Origin of the sequence: uncultured Methylovirgula sp. (assembly GCF_947646745.1) — a bacterium.
Lineage (GTDB): Bacteria > Pseudomonadota > Alphaproteobacteria > Rhizobiales > Beijerinckiaceae > Methylovirgula.
Genome location: NZ_CANSHK010000001.1, coordinates 49,936 through 68,366, shown reverse-complemented (window position 1 = coordinate 68,366; position 18,431 = coordinate 49,936). Strand labels below are relative to the sequence as shown.

General features: G+C 62.2%; 20 protein-coding genes and 1 tRNA gene. 10 read left to right on the top strand and 11 right to left on the bottom strand.

The annotated features are described in order from the left end of the window. Positions 1 to 19: 19 nt before the first annotated feature. The 5 genes from Q0025_RS00330 to Q0025_RS00310 all read right to left on the bottom strand — a co-directional run bounded on the left by Q0025_RS00330 (position 20) and on the right by Q0025_RS00310 (position 4,533). Positions 20 to 304 (bottom strand): LapA family protein, encoded by a 285-nt coding sequence (locus Q0025_RS00330; RefSeq protein ID WP_297294999.1) that lies wholly within the window; start codon positions 302 to 304, stop codon positions 20 to 22. Between the two features lie 21 nt (positions 305 to 325). Next, positions 326 to 616, bottom strand: a complete 291-nt coding sequence (locus Q0025_RS00325; RefSeq protein WP_297294998.1) for an integration host factor subunit beta — start codon at positions 614 to 616, stop codon at positions 326 to 328. 141 nt (positions 617 to 757) lie between these two features. Continuing rightward, entirely contained in the window at positions 758 to 1,726 is a 969-nt protein-coding gene (gene sppA, locus Q0025_RS00320; protein ID WP_297294997.1) for a signal peptide peptidase SppA, read from the bottom strand. 255 nt (positions 1,727 to 1,981) lie between these two features. Continuing rightward, positions 1,982 to 3,736, bottom strand: a complete 1,755-nt coding sequence (rpsA, locus tag Q0025_RS00315; RefSeq protein ID WP_297294996.1) for a 30S ribosomal protein S1 — start codon at positions 3,734 to 3,736, stop codon at positions 1,982 to 1,984. A 227-nt stretch (positions 3,737 to 3,963) separates the two neighbouring features. Then, positions 3,964 to 4,533: a fasciclin domain-containing protein gene (locus Q0025_RS00310; RefSeq protein ID WP_297294995.1), complete on the bottom strand. Its 570-nt coding sequence runs from the start codon at positions 4,531 to 4,533 to the stop codon at positions 3,964 to 3,966. 198 nt (positions 4,534 to 4,731) lie between these two features. On the opposite strand from Q0025_RS00310, the gene Q0025_RS00305 reads away from it, so the two are divergent. Continuing rightward, positions 4,732 to 5,286, top strand: a complete 555-nt coding sequence (locus Q0025_RS00305; protein ID WP_297294994.1) for a sigma-70 family RNA polymerase sigma factor — start codon at positions 4,732 to 4,734, stop codon at positions 5,284 to 5,286. Further along, positions 5,283 to 5,969 carry an anti-sigma factor gene (locus tag Q0025_RS00300; protein ID WP_297294993.1) on the top strand — a complete coding sequence of 229 codons (687 nt, stop codon included), beginning with the start codon at positions 5,283 to 5,285 and terminating at the stop codon, positions 5,967 to 5,969. The genes Q0025_RS00305 and Q0025_RS00300 overlap by 4 nt, the downstream gene beginning before the upstream one ends. On the opposite strand, the gene cmk is transcribed toward Q0025_RS00300, so the two are convergent. Together cmk and aroA are read right to left on the bottom strand one after the other, a co-directional pair. After that, a complete protein-coding gene (gene cmk / locus Q0025_RS00295; protein ID WP_297294992.1) occupies positions 5,951 to 6,592 on the bottom strand; it encodes a (d)CMP kinase in 642 nt (213 codons plus the stop codon). The genes Q0025_RS00300 and cmk overlap by 19 nt on opposite strands. Next, complete coding sequence (aroA, locus tag Q0025_RS00290; protein ID WP_297294991.1) at positions 6,589 to 7,941, bottom strand: 3-phosphoshikimate 1-carboxyvinyltransferase; 1,353 nt, start codon at positions 7,939 to 7,941, stop codon at positions 6,589 to 6,591. The genes cmk and aroA overlap by 4 nt, the downstream gene beginning before the upstream one ends. Before the next feature lie 266 nt (positions 7,942 to 8,207). Between aroA and Q0025_RS00285 the strand changes: the two genes are divergently transcribed. From Q0025_RS00285 to Q0025_RS00275, 3 genes are all read left to right on the top strand, one after another. Then, positions 8,208 to 8,570, top strand: coding sequence for a TIGR02300 family protein (locus Q0025_RS00285; RefSeq protein WP_297294990.1), 363 nt, complete (start codon positions 8,208 to 8,210; stop codon positions 8,568 to 8,570). A gap of 145 nt (positions 8,571 to 8,715) precedes the next feature. Further along, a tRNA-Ala gene (locus Q0025_RS00280) sits at positions 8,716 to 8,791 on the top strand. Between the two features lie 236 nt (positions 8,792 to 9,027). Then, complete coding sequence (locus Q0025_RS00275) at positions 9,028 to 9,888, top strand: DMT family transporter (protein WP_297294989.1); 861 nt, start codon at positions 9,028 to 9,030, stop codon at positions 9,886 to 9,888. A gap of 29 nt (positions 9,889 to 9,917) precedes the next feature. On the opposite strand, the gene Q0025_RS00270 is transcribed toward Q0025_RS00275, so the two are convergent. Further along, positions 9,918 to 10,925 (bottom strand): fatty acid desaturase, encoded by a 1,008-nt coding sequence (locus Q0025_RS00270; RefSeq protein ID WP_297294988.1) that lies wholly within the window; start codon positions 10,923 to 10,925, stop codon positions 9,918 to 9,920. 155 nt (positions 10,926 to 11,080) lie between these two features. On the opposite strand from Q0025_RS00270, the gene Q0025_RS00265 reads away from it, so the two are divergent. The 4 genes from Q0025_RS00265 to Q0025_RS00250 all read left to right on the top strand — a co-directional run bounded on the left by Q0025_RS00265 (position 11,081) and on the right by Q0025_RS00250 (position 14,846). Continuing rightward, positions 11,081 to 11,965: a LysR family transcriptional regulator gene (locus tag Q0025_RS00265; RefSeq protein ID WP_297294987.1), complete on the top strand. Its 885-nt coding sequence runs from the start codon at positions 11,081 to 11,083 to the stop codon at positions 11,963 to 11,965. Positions 11,966 to 12,077: 112 nt separating this feature from the next. Continuing rightward, entirely contained in the window at positions 12,078 to 13,316 is a 1,239-nt protein-coding gene (locus Q0025_RS00260; protein ID WP_297294986.1) for an aromatic ring-hydroxylating dioxygenase subunit alpha, read from the top strand. Positions 13,317 to 13,371: 55 nt separating this feature from the next. Continuing rightward, entirely contained in the window at positions 13,372 to 14,046 is a 675-nt protein-coding gene (locus Q0025_RS00255; protein ID WP_297294985.1) for an SDR family oxidoreductase, read from the top strand. Positions 14,047 to 14,072: 26 nt separating this feature from the next. Beyond that, on the top strand, positions 14,073 to 14,846 hold the full coding sequence (locus Q0025_RS00250) for a creatininase (protein WP_297294984.1): 774 nt from the start codon (positions 14,073 to 14,075) through the stop codon (positions 14,844 to 14,846). A 42-nt stretch (positions 14,847 to 14,888) separates the two neighbouring features. Here the strand turns inward: Q0025_RS00250 and Q0025_RS00245 are convergent, their stop codons facing one another. The 3 genes from Q0025_RS00245 to Q0025_RS00235 are packed head-to-tail and all read right to left on the bottom strand — an operon-like array spanning position 14,889 to position 17,801. Beyond that, positions 14,889 to 15,779: an ABC transporter ATP-binding protein gene (locus Q0025_RS00245; protein ID WP_297294983.1), complete on the bottom strand. Its 891-nt coding sequence runs from the start codon at positions 15,777 to 15,779 to the stop codon at positions 14,889 to 14,891. After that, positions 15,776 to 16,789 (bottom strand): ABC transporter permease, encoded by a 1,014-nt coding sequence (locus Q0025_RS00240; protein WP_297294982.1) that lies wholly within the window; start codon positions 16,787 to 16,789, stop codon positions 15,776 to 15,778. The genes Q0025_RS00245 and Q0025_RS00240 overlap by 4 nt, the downstream gene beginning before the upstream one ends. Positions 16,790 to 16,805: 16 nt before the next feature. Beyond that, on the bottom strand, positions 16,806 to 17,801 hold the full coding sequence (locus tag Q0025_RS00235; protein WP_297294981.1) for an ABC transporter substrate-binding protein: 996 nt from the start codon (positions 17,799 to 17,801) through the stop codon (positions 16,806 to 16,808). A gap of 87 nt (positions 17,802 to 17,888) precedes the next feature. Here Q0025_RS00235 and nikR point away from each other — a divergent pair, with 87 nt between their 5' ends. Next, positions 17,889 to 18,368, top strand: a complete 480-nt coding sequence (gene nikR, locus Q0025_RS00230; RefSeq protein ID WP_297294980.1) for a nickel-responsive transcriptional regulator NikR — start codon at positions 17,889 to 17,891, stop codon at positions 18,366 to 18,368. Positions 18,369 to 18,431: the final 63 nt, after the last annotated feature.

Genomic DNA, 18,431 nt, shown 5'->3' with positions numbered 1-18,431 from the left:
CGCGCCGAAAAACGAGGATTTAGGAATGGCCAATCTGGCTGCGTAAGCGCGCCGCCTCGGCCTGGCTCTCGCGCAGGGCACGCCGATGCCTGCCCTGCGACAGCCAGGTAAAAAAGCCTCCGACCAGCACGCCGATGACGATCGCGGCAATCAGCACCACGAAAAGCGGCGCCTCGACCGCGCCGGCCTTGGTGGAGGAGAAGGGATCGAACGAGACTGTGACGGCCTGTCGGTTGGCGACCGCAAGCGCGATGCCGACGATCGCGAGCGGCAGCAGAATGAGCACTTCCAGAATGCGTTTCATCCGCAAAACTCGCGACTGCGATTAGCCCATATAGCCGTCGTTGAGTCGTTCGCGCATTTCCTTGCCGGTTTTGAAAAACGGTACCGCTTTTTCGTCGACCGACACATGCGCGCCGGTGCGCGGGTTGCGGCCGAGACGCGCATCGCGATGTTTGACGGAAAAGGCGCCGAAACCGCGCAATTCCACCCGATCCCCGCGCGCCAGCGCTTTGACGATTTCATCGAGAATCGCGTTCACGATCTTTTCCACATCGCGCAAATAAAGATGCGGATTGCGATCCGCGATCCGCTGCACGAGCTCCGACTTGATCATGTTTCGCCCCCTGCCACTCGCCATCAGCCGGCTTCGCCTCCGGCGAAACCCGCCGGCGCGCCCCGCCCCCAGGTGCGCGCCCTTTTGCTCTCTCAACGCATGATCATAAGCTGAACGCCAGCGTCCAAAAGACGTTTGGCCTCAATTGGTCGGGCCAACCTGCCAAATCGCCACAAGACCGTCAAGTAACTGTCCCTGCGCGTAAGTTTCAGTGCCGCCAAGCACATGCGCCAGCCACGAAAAGCCCAAAGCATCGGCAATTTTGGCGGAACTGCTGATGATGCCAAGCTTCTGGAGGCTGTTTTTCGTGCTCCAATCGCGCACCGGCAACCCGTGCGGAACCTTCTTTACCCGTTCGAGCCAGGCCACCGCTTCGCGCTCTTCGCCGATCTCATCGACGAGCTTTAGACCAATCGCCTGGCGCCCGGTGAAGACACGTCCGTCATCGACAGCCGCTAATTGCGCATCGGTCATTCCGCGGCGGGTCTTCACCAGGTCCTTGAACCAAGTGTAACTGTCCGCGACAAGCGAGGCTAAAGCGGCGCGGACCTCCGGCGAGGTCGGTTCAAAGCCGCTGGGCTCCGCCTTGAGCGGCGAGGATTTCACCGAATCTACCTTCACCCCGACCTTGCCGAGAAGCCCGGAAAGATCCGGATATTGAAACAGCACGCCGATCGAACCGACGAGCGCGTTGCCGGGTGAAACGATGTGGTCGGCGCCGAGCGCCGCAATATAAGCACCCGAAGCCGCCATCGTGCCGACAACCGCCACGGTCGGTTTTTTCGCCGCCAGCCGACGCAAGGCAATGAAGAGTTTTTCCGCACCGGTCGTCGTGCCGCCAGGACTGTCGACCGCGAGAATCACAGCTTTGGCGTTGGAATTCGACACGTCGTTGATGAGCTTCAGCGTCGCCCGGTCGCCGGTGATCAGGCCGCTGATGCTGATCCGCGCAATATGCTGCGAACCGAAGTTGGCGCGCCCCGAGAAGCGCAGCCCAATGAGCACGAGGCCGGCAATCAGCAGCAGGATCGAGACCAACCGCCAGAAGGACAATTTTCGCTGCAGCAGCCGCCGATCGACGATGTAGTCGGCGGGAGACGTGTTCGACATGCCTTATTCCTCGGCTGTGGAAGCCGGCGCGAACCTAGCGCGCTTTCCGCGCAGAGGGAACATCCGCCCGACAAGAAATCGCGCCAATTCATGACGTTGGCAGCCGTTCTCATCAGAAAGCCGGCAAATTTTTGGAACTTTCTCGAAGCCATGCTCGCCGCCTGGCGCGGGCCACCCGGCAGTCGCAAAAAAGCCCGCGTGGCAATGCCGCGCGGGCTCGGATCGATGATGATCGATCGCTAAATTTTGACGAGACTATTCCTCGTCTTTTTTCTTCTTGGTGGCCTTTTTGGCTTCGCTGTCGCGCGCCTTGAGCGCCGCGCCAAGGATATCGCCGAGCACCGCGCCCGAATCGGCCGAACCGAATTGGGCAATCGCCTCTTTCTCTTCGGCAACCTCAAGCGCCTTGATCGAGACCGCAACCTTGCGGGCGCGGCGATCGAACTGGGTGATGCGGGCATCGACCTTTTCGCCGACGGCGAAACGATCCGGCCGCTGATCGGCGCGGTCGCGCGCCAATTCGCTGCGCTTGATGAAAGCAACGAGATCGGTGCCGGCAATCTTCACGTCGATGCCGCCTTCCTTCACGTCGATCACTTCGCAAGTGACGATCGCACCCTTTTTGAAGTCGGCGCCGCCCTCTTCGGCAGCCGGCGCCGCGAACGGATCGCTCGCGAGCTGCTTGATGCCGAGCGAAATGCGCTCCTTCTCCTGATCGACATCGAGCACTTTGGCGCGGACGATGTCGCCCTTCTTGTACTCGTCGATCACTTGCTCGCCGGGCTTGTTCCAGTCGAGATCGGAAAGATGGACCATGCCGTCCACATCGCCTTCGAGACCGATGAACAAGCCGAATTCGGTCTTGTTCTTGACCTCGCCCTCGACCTCGCTGCCGACGGGATGTTTCTCAGCGAAATCTTCCCAGGGATTGGTGAGCGTCTGCTTGAGGCCGAGCGAAATACGGCGCTTGACCGGATCGACTTCGAGCACCTGAACATCGACCTCCTGGCTCGTGGCGACGATCTTGCCGGGATGGACGTTCTTCTTTGTCCACGACATTTCCGAGACGTGGATCAGGCCTTCGATGCCCGGCTCGAGTTCGACGAACGCGCCGTAGTCGGTGATGTTCGTCACGCGGCCGTGGATGCGGGCGCCGACGGGATATTTGGCGTCGATTCCCTGCCACGGGTCGTCGAGCAATTGCTTCATGCCGAGCGAGATGCGGTGGGTCTCGTGGTTGATCTTGATGATCTTGACCTTCACCGTCTGGCCGATGGTCAGCACTTCGCTCGGATGATTGACGCGCCGCCAGGCGATGTCGGTGACATGCAGCAAGCCGTCGATGCCGCCGAGATCCACGAACGCACCGTAATCGGTGATGTTCTTGACGACGCCGTCGATGACCTGCCCCTCTTCCAGATTGGCGACGATCTCATGGCGCTGTTCGGCCCGGCTTTCTTCAAGCACGGTGCGGCGGGAGACGACGATATTGCCGCGGCGGCGATCCATCTTGAGGATCTGGAACGGCTGCGGCACGTGCATCAAAGGCGTAACGTCGCGGATCGGCCGAATGTCGACCTGGCTGCGCGGCAGAAAGGCCACGGCACCGTCGAGATCGACGGTGAAACCGCCCTTGACCTGATTGAAGATGACGCCTTCGACCTTTTCCTGCTTTTCGAAGGCCCGTTCGAGCCGCACCCAGCTCTCTTCGCGGCGTGCCTTGTCGCGCGAGATCACCGCCTCGCCGAGCGCGTTTTCGATGCGTTCGAGATAGACTTCGACTTCGTCGCCGACTTTCGGGGCGCCTTCGCGGCCGGGACCTTGAAATTCCTTGAGCGCGACACGGCCTTCGGTCTTGAGGCCGACGTCGATGACGGCAACGTCCTTTTCGATGGCAACGACCTTGCCCTTAATGACCGCGCCTTCGAGAGCTTCATTCTCGCCATAGCTCTCATCGAGAAGCGCGGCAAAATCCTCGCGCGAGGGCGCGTAGGTATTGGTTGATGTCATAAGTTCTCCTGAAAGCCCAAATGGGCGAACGCCGGCGGTTGGTGTTGACGGAGCTTTTTCCCACCGTGGCCTGCCAAAGGGCAGGATCACCCGCATCAAAAAGGCGGACCGGCGTCGGACGGCGGAAAAAGCTGGGTTCGGGCGGCTATGTAGCAAGCGCAGGGGCGCCCGGCAAGAGCCGCCGGGCGCCGCGGGCCACAATTGTGGCCCCGGTGCGGGCCGAGCTGTCAACCCGGCAGAAGCACCGTATTGATGACGTGGATGACGCCATTGCTCTGATTAACGTTGGAAATCGTCACCCAGGCTTTATTGCCCTTGGCGTCAATGATTTCGAGCTTGCCGTCATATTCTTCGACGGTGAGCGTCCCGCCTTCGACCGTCTTCAGCTCGGCATGGCCGCCGCCCATTTTCACCATTTCCTTGAGCTGCCGCGCCGAATACCGGCCGGGCACGACATGATAGGTCAACACCGATACGAGCGTCGACTTGTTCTCCGGCTTCAGGAGGTTATCGACAGTGCCCGGCGGCAATTTGGCAAAGGCGGCGTTCGTTGGCGCAAAGACCGTGAAGGGGCCCGGTCCTTCGAGCGTATCGACGAGCCCCGCCGCTTTCACCGCCGTGACCAAAATCGTGTGATCTTTGGAATGAACAGCGTTTTGGATGATGTTCCGCGTCGGGTACATCGCCGCACCGCCAACCATCGGATCTGCTGACATCATTGTCGCGCGAGCCGCGAAGCCGGAGGACCCGGTCAGCAGAACGGCAACCGCAAACGCACTCGCTTTGGAATATCGCATGATCTCTCTCCTTCAGGCGACGTCGTCGCAATGGCGAGGCTTCGCCTGCCGATGCGCGTCATCGGCATCTACGGAGGAGGATGGAAACCGGTTTCACGATTTAAAAAGATTCCCGCGCCGCCGCCGGCAACTGGACTCTGTCGGCTCAACTTCGCTAAGGAAAGCCAAGAAGCCAGTTGCGAAGACAGGGTTGTCACCTTGACGCAAGCGGATAATGGCAAGCTCATCCTGCTCATCGACGCCGTCGCGAGGGGCGACCGCGACGCTTTCGGCAAGCTTTATCAGCGCACCGCGCCAAAACTTTTTGCGATCCTGCTGCGTATTCTTCGCAATAGAGGCGCGGCGGAAGATGCGCTGCAGGACGTGTTTCTGAGAATTTGGCAGAATGCAGGGAGCTTCTCGGCGGAGGCTGGCCCGCCGATGGGGTGGCTGATCTCGGTCACGCGCAATCGCGCGATCGATATTATGCGCAGGAAAAATCCTGCGGAACCAGCCGCAACGGAGACGGCGGATATTTTTGCCAATATTGCCGACACGGCCGGCGGCGAAGAACAGATGACGGAGCTCGCCGCGCTGCAACATTGCCTCGAAACGCTTGAAGAGCAGGCCCGCGCCTGCATTCTGCTTGCTTATTACGAGGGCTATTCGCGTGAAGAACTCGCCAACCGTTTCGGCCGCCCCGTCGGCACCATCAAGACGTGGCTGCACCGCAGCCTCGCCCTTCTGAAGTCCTGCCTGGAAGCGACGACATGACCGGCGAAATCGATATGCAAGCCGCCGAATATGTTCTTGGCACGCTTTCGGCGGAAGAACGCAGCGCCTTCGAGGCGCTGATGAAAAGCGACGCCTCGGCGCAGCGCGCGGTCGAAGCCTGGCAGCGCCGACTTGCGCCGCTCAACGTCGCACTCGGCGAGGTCGCACCTCCGGCGCATATCTGGCACGCGATCGCGCAGGCGCTGGCCGCGCCTTCCGACAATATGGCTCCAGTGCTTCTCCTGCTGCGCCGATCGCGCAACCGCTGGCGCCTAGGCGCGCTTCTGGCCGGCGTGATCGCCGCTGGCCTCGCGGCTTTTAGCATCGATCGCGCGCTCATCGCCCACAACGAGCCGCAGGGCAGTTATATCGCCGTCGTCAATCGCAGCGGCGACCAGCCCGCGCTCATCATCCGCGTCGATCTCGCGACGCGCACCGTTTTCGTCCGTCCGGTCGCCACTGATGTGCCGCAAGGCCGCAGCCTGGAGCTTTGGTATATCGGCAGTGGCCTATCGCCCAAGTCGATGGGGCTCATCGACAAAACTGAGCGGAATATCCCTCTCCCCGAGAGCGCCCCCATCGAGAAGGCGAATTTCGCCGTTTCCGTCGAGCCGCCGGGCGGCTCGCCAAGCGGCGCCCCGACGGGACCGATCGTTTATTCCGGTCAATTGTTGAAAGAATGACGCTCTTTTCCAGCCTCTACGATCGCCAGCGCCTTGTTAAAGGCGGCCTCGATATCGAGCTCGGTGGTGTCGAGCTCCACCGCATCCGTCGCCGGGCGCAGCGGCGCCGTGGCGCGCGAGGCGTCACGGGCGTCGCGGCGGCGGATCTCCTCCAAAATCGCCGGATAATCGACCATTTCGCCCTGGCCCTTCAATTCCAGCGCCCGGCGCGTGGCGCGCGTCTCGGGCGCCGCCGTCACATAGATTTTAACCTCGGCGTGCGGGCAGATCACCGTGCCGATGTCGCGCCCGTCGAGCACCGCCCCGCCCGGCCGCGCCGCAAAATCGCGCTGCAGATCAACGAGGGCTTGGCGCACCTCCGGGATCGCCGCGACGATCGAGGCTGCCTCGCCCATATCGCGGCCGCGCAAAAGGCGCGGATCGAAGTCGGTGAGCGACAGACCCCGCGCGGCCGCCACCGCGGCCCGCACATCGGTGAGGTTTTGCCCATGCTCGATCAGCGTCCGGGCCGTCGCGCGATAGAGCAGGCCCGTATCGAGATGCGGCAAGTTCAAATAGACGGCGAGGCGGCGCGCCAAAGTGCCTTTGCCGGAAGCCGCCGGCCCGTCAATCGCAACGATCATGAAAAGCGCGCCCCGAGGCTGGCAAGCGAGGCCTGAAAGGCCGGGAAGCTCGTCGCGATCATCGCCGCATCGTCGATCGCCATGCCGCGCTCGGCCGCAAGGCCGAGGCAGAGGAAGCTCATCGCAATGCGGTGGTCGAGATGGGTTGCAGCGACGCCGCCGCCCGGCACATGCCCGCCGCGGCCCGCAACGATCAGGTCGTCGCCCTCGATGGCGCTTTCAACCCCAGCGGCCGCGAGCCCCGCCGCAATCGCCGCGAGACGGTCGGATTCCTTGACCCGCAGTTCGGAAAGGCCGCGCATGCGCGTCTCACCGGACGCAAAAGCCGCAGCGACGGCAAGGATCGGATATTCGTCGATCATCGACGGCGCGCGCTCCGCCGGCACATCGACGCCGCGCAAATCCGAGCCGCGCACCCGCAGATCGGCGACGCTCTCGCCGCCCTCGGCGCGGCGATCGAGAACGTCGATCCGTGCGCCCATTTCAAGCAACGTCTGCAGCAGGCCGATACGCAGCGGGTTCATCATCATGCCTTCGATGACCAGATCCGAGCCCGGCACGATCAGCGCCGCCACCAGGGGAAACGCCGCCGAGGACGGATCGGCCGGCACGACAATGCGCGCAGGCCGCAGATCCGGCCGTCCTTCGAGGCTGATTTTGCGGCCCTCCGGGCCAAAAGGTTCGCTGGCAACCACTGCACCGAAATGGGCGAGCATTTTCTCGGTATGGTCGCGGCTCGCCTGCGGCTCGATCAGAACCGTCCGGCCGGGCGAATTGAGACCCGCGAGCAGCACGGCGGACTTGATCTGCGCCGAGGCGACCGCGGTGCGATATTCGATGGGCAGCGGCTCGGGCGTGCCTTGCAAGAGAATCGGACAGCGTCCGCCTTCGCCTTGCGCCAGGACTTCAGCGCCCATCAGCGTCAGCGGATCGAGGACGCGGCGCATCGGCCGCTTGCGCAACGAGGCGTCGCCGTCGAATTCGGCGGTGATTCCATGGCCGCCGACGACCCCCATCATCAGCCGCGTGCCGGTGCCGGCATTACCAAAATCAAGTGTGCCGCGCGGTTCGAGCAGGGCGCCAAGGCCCACGCCTTCAACCCGCCAAGCCCCCGCACCGTGCCGCTCAATCCGCGCCCCCAAAGCACGGCAGGCTTCTCCGGTGTGGAGGACATCTTCGCCCTCAAGCAGGCCTTCGATCTCGGTGCGTCCAACCGCGAGAAGCCCGAGAATGAAGGCACGATGCGAGATCGATTTGTCGCCCGGCGGCCGCAAGCGGCCTTTGAGCGGCCCGCCCGGCGCCGCACGGACGGCCGCGGCCGGCGGCGAAACGCTTACGGAAACTGCCAAAATCCCTCCAAGCCAGGCAAACGGTCTCGCAAATGTGTTTGGCCGCTCGTAACACGTGGTTTGGGGGAAAGTCATGGGCCAATTCGACCTTTCGAAAGGCGAAAAGATCACCTCGCGCCTTATGCCCAGCCTTGCGGATCGACCGGTGAAGTTCCAATTGACAGGCGCCCTAGGGCTTACTAACGGAGCCGCAAGCGCGCCGATTGGCGGTTGTGGCGACACCCGTCCGCCAAACGGCGCCCAACGATTTTTCCAGAGGCCCCAAAGTGGCGAAACCCGAGCTCGGCAACAAGCATACCTGCCAGAACTGCGGCACGAAATTCTTCGACCTGAACAAAAGCCCTGTCGTCTGCCCGAAATGCGGCACCGTCCAGCAGGTCGCCGCGCGCGTGGCCCGCGCCGCTCCGGCCGAAAAGGATGAGGAAGAGGCCGACACGGGCGTCGAAATCGTCTCGCTCGACGAAGTCGAAGCGGGCGAAGCGGCTCTCGAGACGACGGCAGAGGACGACGTCGAGATCGAGGACGAGGGCGGCGATGATGATGATACCTTCCTCGAAGAGGAAGAAGAGGACAGCGACGACGTCTCCGGCCTGATCGACGGCGATATTGCGCCGGATGAAGAACCTTAAAGCGCAACACCTCGGTGCGGTTGCCAACCGGCCGGTGCACGTCAATGGCTGCTTGTGGCGGCCAGCCATTGCGTCTATATAGCCGCTCCGCGCCGGCCAAACCGGCTCTCAAATCCACCCAAAGATTTGAGCGGCGCAAAGGCATGGGGTCATAGCTCAGTTGGGAGAGCGCTTCAATGGCATTGAAGAGGTCGGCGGTTCGATTCCGCCTGGCTCCACCAATCAAATCAACGCTCTAATGGAATCTCTTTGGCGACCGAGACTGGCTCGCCGCACTCAGCGCACACAAAGGTTATCCGCGCCGCGCGAAGTGGCGGAGCTGGCGCGCGCCGTCGGAATGTTGCCGAAGGCGCGACACTTTCGTCCGGCTGGGGAACGCCCGGAAGGCAGGCAATGACATGAGGTTTTTGTCGCGATCGATCGGCGCCGCCGTGGAAATCGCTTGGGAGACGGCGCGATGACGGCCGTGCTCATGGGGCTTCTCGCAGCGCTCGGCTGGGGGATTGCCGACTATCTGGCAGGCGGCGCGGCGCGCCTCGTAGGCCTGCGCAGAACCGCCTTTTTCACCCAAGCGGCGGGCTTTGTCGCCGTAAGCCTGCTGCTGCTGGCGAGCCCCGCATTGCGAGCCTCCGCGAGCGGTGCGCCTCTGTCGGCTTGGGTCTATGGGCTTGCCGCCGTCTCATGCAATGTGGTGGGCGCGCTGGCGCTGATTCGCGCCTTTACGATCGGGCCGGCTGCTCTCGTCGCGCCGCTGATAACGAGCTATGCCGTCGTCACTGCACTTCTCGGTTTGACGACCGGCCAGACGCTCCGCGGGTTAAGTCTGCTTGGCGTCATCGTCTGTCTTGTCGGCGCGCCGCTCGCTGCGGCCAAGCACGACAGCGACGCAAAATCCGCCCGCAACGATGGCGTCCGCTACGCACTCGCCGCGGCTTTGTGCTTCGGCGTCGGGCTCTGGCTTCAGGGGACTTTCATCATCCCGCAACTCGGCGCGGCGGTGACGCTCTGGCTGTTTTTCGGCCTGGGCGCCCTTGTCATGGTGCCAGTCCTTGCGCTTCGTGGCGAAAGCCTGCTGCCGCCGCGCGAAGCCCTGCCGATTCTATGTCTGCAGAGCCTCGGCAATCTCGTCGGTTATGGCAGCATCGCCGTCGGTATGGCGACCGGTGCGGTAACCGTGGTTGCGGTGCTTAGCACTTTTGCCGCCGCGGTCACCGCGGTGCTCGGCCTCTCGTTACAGCGCGAACGTCTGAGCCTGCCGCAATGGCTTGGCCTGTCAGCCGTCATTCTCGGCGTCGTCTTGCTGCGCGCCGGCGGCTGATGGCGCATAGGGCGCGTCCTGATCGGCGGTTAAACCGATGTCAGGAAGGAAACGCCGACTGCCCCGAGAAAATCATGCGCACGATCGCCCGATAGGGCGACCATCCCATAATCGGGAGACAACACGCGTTTGACGCGATTGCGGTGATAGCTGCCGAACAATTCGCGTGCGGTAAGCACCTGCGTCTCGTCGGTGCCATAAAGCTGGTCATGCAAAGCCGGCAGATCATGCCAGGGCACGGCCGGCCGCGCATGATGCGCGTTATGGTAGGCGAAGTTCAGGGTCAGCAGATTCAGGAACGGATGCGAGAGCGACAGCACGTTGCTGTAGGTGTTGGCCTGTTCATAAGCGCGGTCGCGAACTTTCTCTGCCGCGGGACGAGCAAGAGAACCGGCGATATAAACATCGAACGTGTGCTGGAATGCGTCCATGAAGCGCAGCACTTGCAGCATGATGAGATAGGCGATGGCATAGCAAACGAGCGCGCGCGGGGCGATGGCCGCCAGGGCCACGAAGAACGCGATCCGCGATGCCATCAGCAGGCTGGCGCGCCGGCGCATCGCCGGGCTGCCTTTGTATTGGGCGACGACGACCAACGTATGCATCAGCAATTCGACGACCGGGATATAGGCCCACTCCAGGGCCAACACGATCTTTTGGACAGGGGCCGGCGCGTTCAGCAGAATATCGCGATAATCGAACGTGGCCACGTCCAGCCGGTCGGCATGGTGGCGCAGATGTTTTTCCTTGAGACCGGAATAAGAGGCAAAACACGCGCCGGTGATCCAGGCCATGACGGCGCCGCCGCGATCGTTGTCGGCCATTCGGGAAAAAATCGAACCATGCACGAATTCATGGATGAAATAGGCACAAATGACGAGACTGTGAGCGAGGAGCAATATGCCGCCGGCGTTCAACAAAATATTGGGACGTGTGATCAGAAACAGCGCCGCTCCATAGCCGAGCAGCGCATAGGCGAGCGCCGCGAGATTCCGTCCGGCGCTTTCAGGATAGCGGAACGAGAAAGCCTTATGCATCGGGCACCCACCTGGAAATCGAAGGTGGGTCCGTTGTTTGCATAAGGACTCGGGGCCATCCATGACGCAATGGTCCCGATTACATTCCCAGTTTGGAAAATATGTCCCGCAGACCCGCGCCCTTCAAAGGCAACCTCGGTGATGTCGATCTCCGCTTGCTGCGGTTATTTGTGACAGTCGCCGAGGCGGGAAGCCTCACAGCAGCCGAAGCGGAGCTGCAAATCGGCCTTTCGACCGTCAGTAAGCAGCTGAAAGCATTGGAAACCCGGCTCGGCGTCACCCTCTGCCGGCGCGGCCGCGGCGGCTTTGCCCTGACCGAGCAAGGACACGCCGTCCTCGGAGCGGTCCGGCAATTGCTCGGCGCCTTGGATGGATTCCGCGAGCGGATGAACAATATCCATGCCGAGATCGCCGGCGAGCTGAATCTCGGGATCATCGACACTTTGGCGACGGATCCGAATTTTCGCTTGCCGCAGATCCTGGCGGAGGCCAAGCGGCGGGCGCCGCGCGTGCATGTGAACATCAGCGTCGATCCGCCGAATTTGCTGCAAAAAGCGGTGGTCGAGGAACGCCTCCATGCAGCGATCGTCTCGGTGCACCAGCGCCTGCCGGAGCTGAATTACCAATTTCTCTATGCCGAGCAGAACAACCTTTACTGCGCCGCGACGCATCCGCTTTACCGCTATTGCCCGGACGCAGTTCCGGCTGAGATGTTGACGGGCTGCGAAGTCGTGGGGCGCAGCTATGCGGAGCAGGACGAGGCGCGCCAGCTCATCGGGGGCTTGGTGCGCACCGCGACTGCCAACGACGTCGAGGGCGTCGCGGTTCTGATCCTGACCGGACGCTATATCGGCTATCTGCCGGACCATTATGTCCGCAGCACCCGCTTTGCCTTGCCGCTGCGGCCGGTCTTGCCGGAACGGTTCGGTTATCTGGTCGAATTCCAGTTCGCAACCCGCGCTAAGGAGCCGTCGTCGCGAGCGGCATTGAATTTCCTGACAGAGCTCGCACGCGAATACAGACTGATAAGGGGCGCCTGAAGGCGCCGGGGATTCTTGTTCGATTAGGCAAGTTCGCTGCCATAAATCGTCATTTTTACCGTCCGGTCGCGGCCGCTAGCCTAGGCGGGATATTCTCACGCACGAGACGCAAATGGATGCCGACGAGATGGCTGCGCTTTGCCGGGCCGTTGCTGAAATCGCCGCAGAGCCGCTCGCGAGAGCGCGCACCCTCCCCGCCGCCGCCTATACGTCGCCGGCGTTCTACAGGACCGAAGAAAGGAAACTGTTTCGCGCTGGCTGGCTTTGCATCGCGCATGTCTCGGAAGTGCCGGCGGCGGGCGATTGCCTCGCCGTGGACATGCTGAACGAGCCGCTCGTGGTCACGCGCGATGCAGGGGGGCAAATTCATGTCCTCTCGCGGGTCTGCTCACACCGCAATATGGACATGTTCCCGCTGGCGGACGGATTTCCCCGCCGCTTTCAGGCCGCGCACCTGATTTGCGCCTACCATTCCTGGTCCTTCGAAATGGATGGACGCTTGCGCAGTTGTCCGCAAATGCAGGAGGCGGAGGGGTTCGAGAGGCGCGACTGGCCGCTGATAAAACTGAGGAGCGGCGTGTGGAACGGGTTCGTCTTCGTGAACTTCGACGGCATGGCGCCGCCCCTCGCGGAGATCTATGACGACCTTGACCCTCTGCTCGCGCCGTGGCGGATCGCAGAGATGCAGATCGCCATCAGCATGGATTGGGACTGTGCCTTCAACTGGAAAGTGATGGTGGAAAACTGGATGGAATCCTACCACCACATCGGCGCCCATCGCATCACCTTGAACCCGATCATGCCCGGACAGAATACCTGGACTGAGCCGGAGCATCCTTACTTCGTCCATGCGCATCTGCCGTTCACCGAGGCGCTGCGCGCGAAGATCGATGCGACGAAGGCGCGCGGCGGCCAGCCGACCGCGTTCCGGCCGATCGCGGAGGCGAGCGACGCGCAAAGCAAGGAATGGGGCCTGTTCGTCGGACATCCCTTCTTCATGTTCCTGACGATGCCCGACCGTCTGCTTTGGTACAGATTGTTCCCCCTTGCCCCTGATCACTGCCGGCTCCAGACGATGACACTGATCAGCCCGGAGGCGATGGCCGCGCCCAACATTGCCGCGGCACTTGAGGAAGAGACGAGGCTGCTGCGCGATTTCCATGCTGAGGACATGGAGGTGAACCGCGCCATGCAATTGGGACTGAACTCCCGTTTCACGAGGCACGGGCGGCTCAGCCATCTCGAGGAGCCGGTCTGGCTTATCCAGCGTCACCTTGCCGCGCGCCTGGCGGATCGCTGGCCGCAGCGCGCGGTCCGCGCCCCCTATTACGGACCAGGCGCAGCAGCATGAGCCAAGCCAAGCCGTCTGCCCTCATTTGGGGGCTCTGCGCCTGATGCGGGTCCTGATGACAGGGGCGGCCAGCGGCATCGGGCTGGCGGCGGCGCGCGCCTTTGTGGCGCAAGGGTCGGACGTGGTCGGGCTCGACATCGCTCAGCCGCCAAACGACGTGCCCTGGGTGCAAGCCGACCTCGCCGTGCCGGATGCGGCAGCGGCCGCCGTCGCGAAAGCCGCGAGCCAACTCGGCGGTTTCGATGTTGTGGTGAATGCCGCTGGCGTCGAATACGACGCGGCACTGGCGGCGCTCGACATTGCCAGGCTCGACAAGATGTTCGCCATCAACCTGCGGGGACCGATGCTCGTCGCAGGCGCGGCACTGCCGCACATCGCCAAGGGCGGGTCGATCATCAATATCGCCTCGGAATTGGCGTTTCTCGGCCGCGCCAATGCCTCGGGATATTGCGCAACGAAAGGCGCGCTGATCAGCCTCACGCGCGCCTGGGCGCGCGAGCTTGGCCCCGACATCCGGGTCAATGCCGTCGCTCCCGGCCCGATCGACACGCCGCTTTTGAATTTCGCCGGCATGAGCGCGCAATTGCGCAGCCTCGAAACCGGCAATCCTCTCGCGAGGATCGGCCAACCGGAAGAAGTAGCGCCCATCATTCTGTTCCTGGCGAGCCCGGCCGCCAGCTTTATCACCGGCCAATGCTACAGCGTCGACGGCGGCGCGGCGATGCACTGATTGATGCAAGTTTTCGAGAGGTTGAAATGGTCGATAGCGTGTTCATGGCGGAGCTCTCCTGGCCGGAATGGCAGACAAAGGTCGAAGCCGGCGCCATCATTTTGCTGCCGCTCGGCGCCACGGAACAGCACGGCCCGCATCTGCCGTTGAACGTCGATGTGATCCTGCCCACGGCCGTCGCGGAATCAGTCGCCCGCCATATTGGCGGGCTGGTCGCGCCGACGTTGCAATACGGTTATAAATCCATGCCCCGCACAGGCGGCGGCCAGAGTTTTCCCGGCACGACGAGCCTCGACGCGCAGACCTTCAGCCATACGATCCGCGATGTGATCCGCGATATGGGGCTGCATGGCGCGCGACGCTTTGTGATCATCAATGGGCATTTCGAAAATGCCTGGCCATCGGTCGAAGGACTCGATCTGGCGCTGCGCGATCTGCGTGCCGAAGGCATCCGTGATGTGAAGGCGATGCGGCTGGAATATTGGGATTTCGTGCAGCGCGAAACGCTCGACCGCATCTTTCCCGGCGGATTTCCTGGCACCGAACTGGAACATGCCTCGCTGATCGAAACGTCGTTGATGTTGAGACTGCGCCCCGATCTTGTGGACCTGTCAAAAATTCCGCAGGAGAGCCGCGCCAACTTTCCTCCCTACGACATCGTCCCCCCGCCGCCCGGCTATTTGCGCAAGAGCGGAGTCCTGGCCGATGCGCGAGGTTCGTGCGCCGAGATCGGCCAATGGCTCCTGGACGATCATGTCACGATGATCACCGCCGCCCTGACGAAAGAATTTGGCCGATAGCGGGGACCCGGCGCGCTTGTCGCGGATGTGCGCTCCGCGGCGTCAGAATTCCCCGTCGTCGATCGGCGCGAGACGCGCGACCGGCGTTTGAGGGTCTTCTTCGCCATGCATCGCCTGTTCCTGCGCATGGATCCGGCCTTCGAGCCGGGTCAGCGCGGCTTTGAGTGCAGGATCATCGAGACTGCGGTTGCCAGGCAGCGCGGGAACGTCCAGGACTTCGACGAGCTCGCCTGGATTGGCCTTCATCACCAAGACGCGGTCGGCGAGCAGCACCGCCTCATCGAGATCGTGCGTAATGAAGACGACGGTAATATCGATCTTGCGCCAGATCTCGATGAGATAGGCTTGCATACGAGCGCGGGTGCGCGCATCGAGCGCGGAGAAAGGCTCGTCCATCAGCAAGACGCGCGGCCGGATCGCGAGCGCCCGGGCGATCGCCACACGCTGCTTCATACCGCCCGATAATTGATGCGGGTAAAAATCGGCGTAGGATTCGAGACCAACGACATTGAGCCATTGCCGCGCCTCACGCGCGGCTTCCGACTTCGGTTGCCCAGCCATTTCGAGACCGAACATGACGTTGCCGAGCACCGACAGCCACGGAAACAACGTGTAGCTCTGAAACACCATGGCCCGGTCTGGCCCCGGCCCGCGCACCGGCTTGCCGTCGACCAGGATCGTGCCGTCCTGCGCATCTTCAAGGCCGGCGATGGTGCGGATCAGCGTTGATTTTCCGCAGCCCGACGGTCCGACGACGCAGAGAAACTCGCGCCGTTGGACCTTGAGGTCGATGTCCTTCAGGATGACGCGCTCGCCCTTTCCATCCGCCACGACCTTTAGAAGACCGCGGACATCGAGAATCGCTGCACGCGCCTTGAGGCGTTCGAGCCGTGTTGCGACCGCCGGATCAAGCGAAATGGCGGTATCATTCATGCGCTGATTCTCTTCCACGGAAACAGCCAGCGGCCGAGCCAGGCAAGCACCAGATCCGAACCGAATCCAACAATACCGAGGACGAGTATCGCCGCATAAACATTGTCGAAATGCAGATAGCGCGCCTGTTGGGTGATGAAAAAGGTTATGCCCGACGAAGTGCCGACGAGTTCGGCGACGATAAGATAGGTCCAGGCCCAGCCGAGAAGGATGCGCTGATCTTTGTAGAGATCCGGCAGCGCCGCAGGAACGACGACCTTCAGCACAAGACGCAGATTGCGCGCGCCAAGCGTCTGTGCCGCTTCGAGCAAAGCGTAATCGACTCGCCGCGTCGTCGCGGCAATGATCAACACTTGCTGGAAGAATGTGCCGATGACGATGATCGCGATCTTCGGCGCATCGTAGATCCCAAGGATCGCAACGCAGAGCGCGCCGAAGGCCGGCGCTGGCAGATAGCGGAAGAATTCCACGAAGGGTTCCGTCAGCCGGCCGATGCTGGAATAGGCGCCGCTGAGGATACCCAGCGGGACGCCGATTGCAGACGAAATAAGGAAGGCCCAGACCATGATCTGGATCGAATGCCACAGGCTCGTCGAGAGGCGGAACTCCTCGGGCGTGCCGCTCGGCACGCTCACTGCTGCCCAGAGCGCGCGAGCAACTTCGTCCGGCGCCGGCAGATAGACCGGATTGGCCGGGACGCCTTTCGGAGGCTGCTGGTGAGCGGCGATTGCGGTTCGCACCGCATCGGCAAAGTCATCTTTCGGCGCTCGCATCCCGACTTCGTAGTAAGAGACGTCGCCGGGATCTGTGATCGCGATGAGTGGATGCCATACGAAGGGCACGTAGGAGACCACGCACCAGAGCGCGAACGGCAGCGCGAAAGACAAAACGCCGAGGATCAGGCGGGCGCGCGCCGTTGGCGGTTTGCCAACGGCGCACCAGGATGCGGCACGAGGCCGTCGCGGCTTCTGCACGACAGGAGGCGACGCTACCCGAGTCAAATCGCTCACGCCGGCGTCCATCGGCTCAAGGCTTTCCGGCGATCGACGGGTCGATATAGGACTTCACATTCTGGCTCGTCTTGTAGACGCCGGCCTTCACATTGAAAGCATCAGCATAGCGCGAAGAACCGTAAAGTGAGCTGAAGCCGTCTCCTTCGGCAAAGACTTTGGCGCCCGCCGCCGGGCTCAGCAGGCCGGTGCCCTTGAGATAACGGATATATTGTTCCGGCGGCACGCCGCTGCGCGCGGCCATGATCTTCACGGCTTCAGGCTGTGTCGCAGGGGCTTCGATGAAAGCGACGACCTTGGACCATACTTTCAGCAGTTTGGCATAATCCGCCTTGTGTTCGGCAAAGCTCGTCGGCGAAACGGTGAGCACATCATAGATGAGACCGGGCTGGTCGGCGGACGTATAGAGCGGCCGCGCTCCGGGCGACGATTTGATCGCCTGGCCGGCGATAGGCTGCCAAGCGCCGATCGCGGAAACGCTTGGGTCGCCCAGGACCTGCGGCGTGTCGTTGGTCTTGACGTTCACGATTGTGACATCGCCTTCGTTGACGCCCTCCTTCTTTAAGCCGTTCAAGAGGAGCAAATGCTCGACGAGGCCCTTTTCCAGCCCCACCTTCTTTCCCTTGAGGTCCTTCAGCGATTTCAAGCCCGGCTTGCCGACGATCATGTCATTGCCGTTGGAATAATCCGTCAGCATGATCATGACGCCTTTCGATCCGCCGGAGCCCATGACGAGCGTATCGCCATTGGTGGTGAAAACCCCGTCGATCTTGCCTGCGCCGAAGGCATCCAATGAAGCCGAATAGTCGAACCATTCGAAATCGACATCCACGCCGGCTTGTTTGAGCCAGCCCTTATCCATCGCGACCTGCCACGCCACATAGCCCGGCCAATCGCTATAGCCGATGCGCAGCGGGTGATCTGCGGCAAAGGCGCTGCCGACGCCAACCGCAAACGACGCAGCGGAAGCCGCCGCGACGGCGGCGCGGATGAATTTTCCGAACGAACCCATACCGATCTCCTCTTGCGAGTATTACGTTTTTCGATAATCGTAATACGCAAATTTGGAAGCATTCGCCGTGCCAGACAGGAGGGGTTGATGGGCGCAGCAGACATTGCCGACGAAAGAGCGGGCGCGCGCAAATCGCTCGTTGGACGCGTCAGCCTGTCGTTGCCCGAAGCGCTTGTGGAGGAGCTCGACCTGATGGTGGCGAAACGGGGTTTTGCCAGCCGCTCCCAGGCCGTGGCCGAAATCCTGACCCGCTCCCTCGCGGCGCATCACTATGAAATCGGCAACGAGGTCATGGTCGGTACGATCACGCTCTTTTATGATTATCTGTCGACCGGGGTGGATCAACGCCTCGCGGATCTTCAGCGTGCCTATGTCGATGAGGTGATCTCGTCTTTTCACGTGCATCTTGCCAATCATCGCACCCTTGAAGTCCTGCTCGTGCAGGGCCCAGCGCATAAATTGCAGGCAATTGCCGACGAAATGACCGCACTGCGTGGCGTTGTCTCCGGCAATCTGCAGGTCCTCGCGGCGATCATGCCGCCGATCCATCCGTTCATCGAAGCCTGAGGGTGGTGTTTGGTGCGAATGACGGTGCAGCGTTGCGCAACACGTTCATTCCCGCCGCTCATC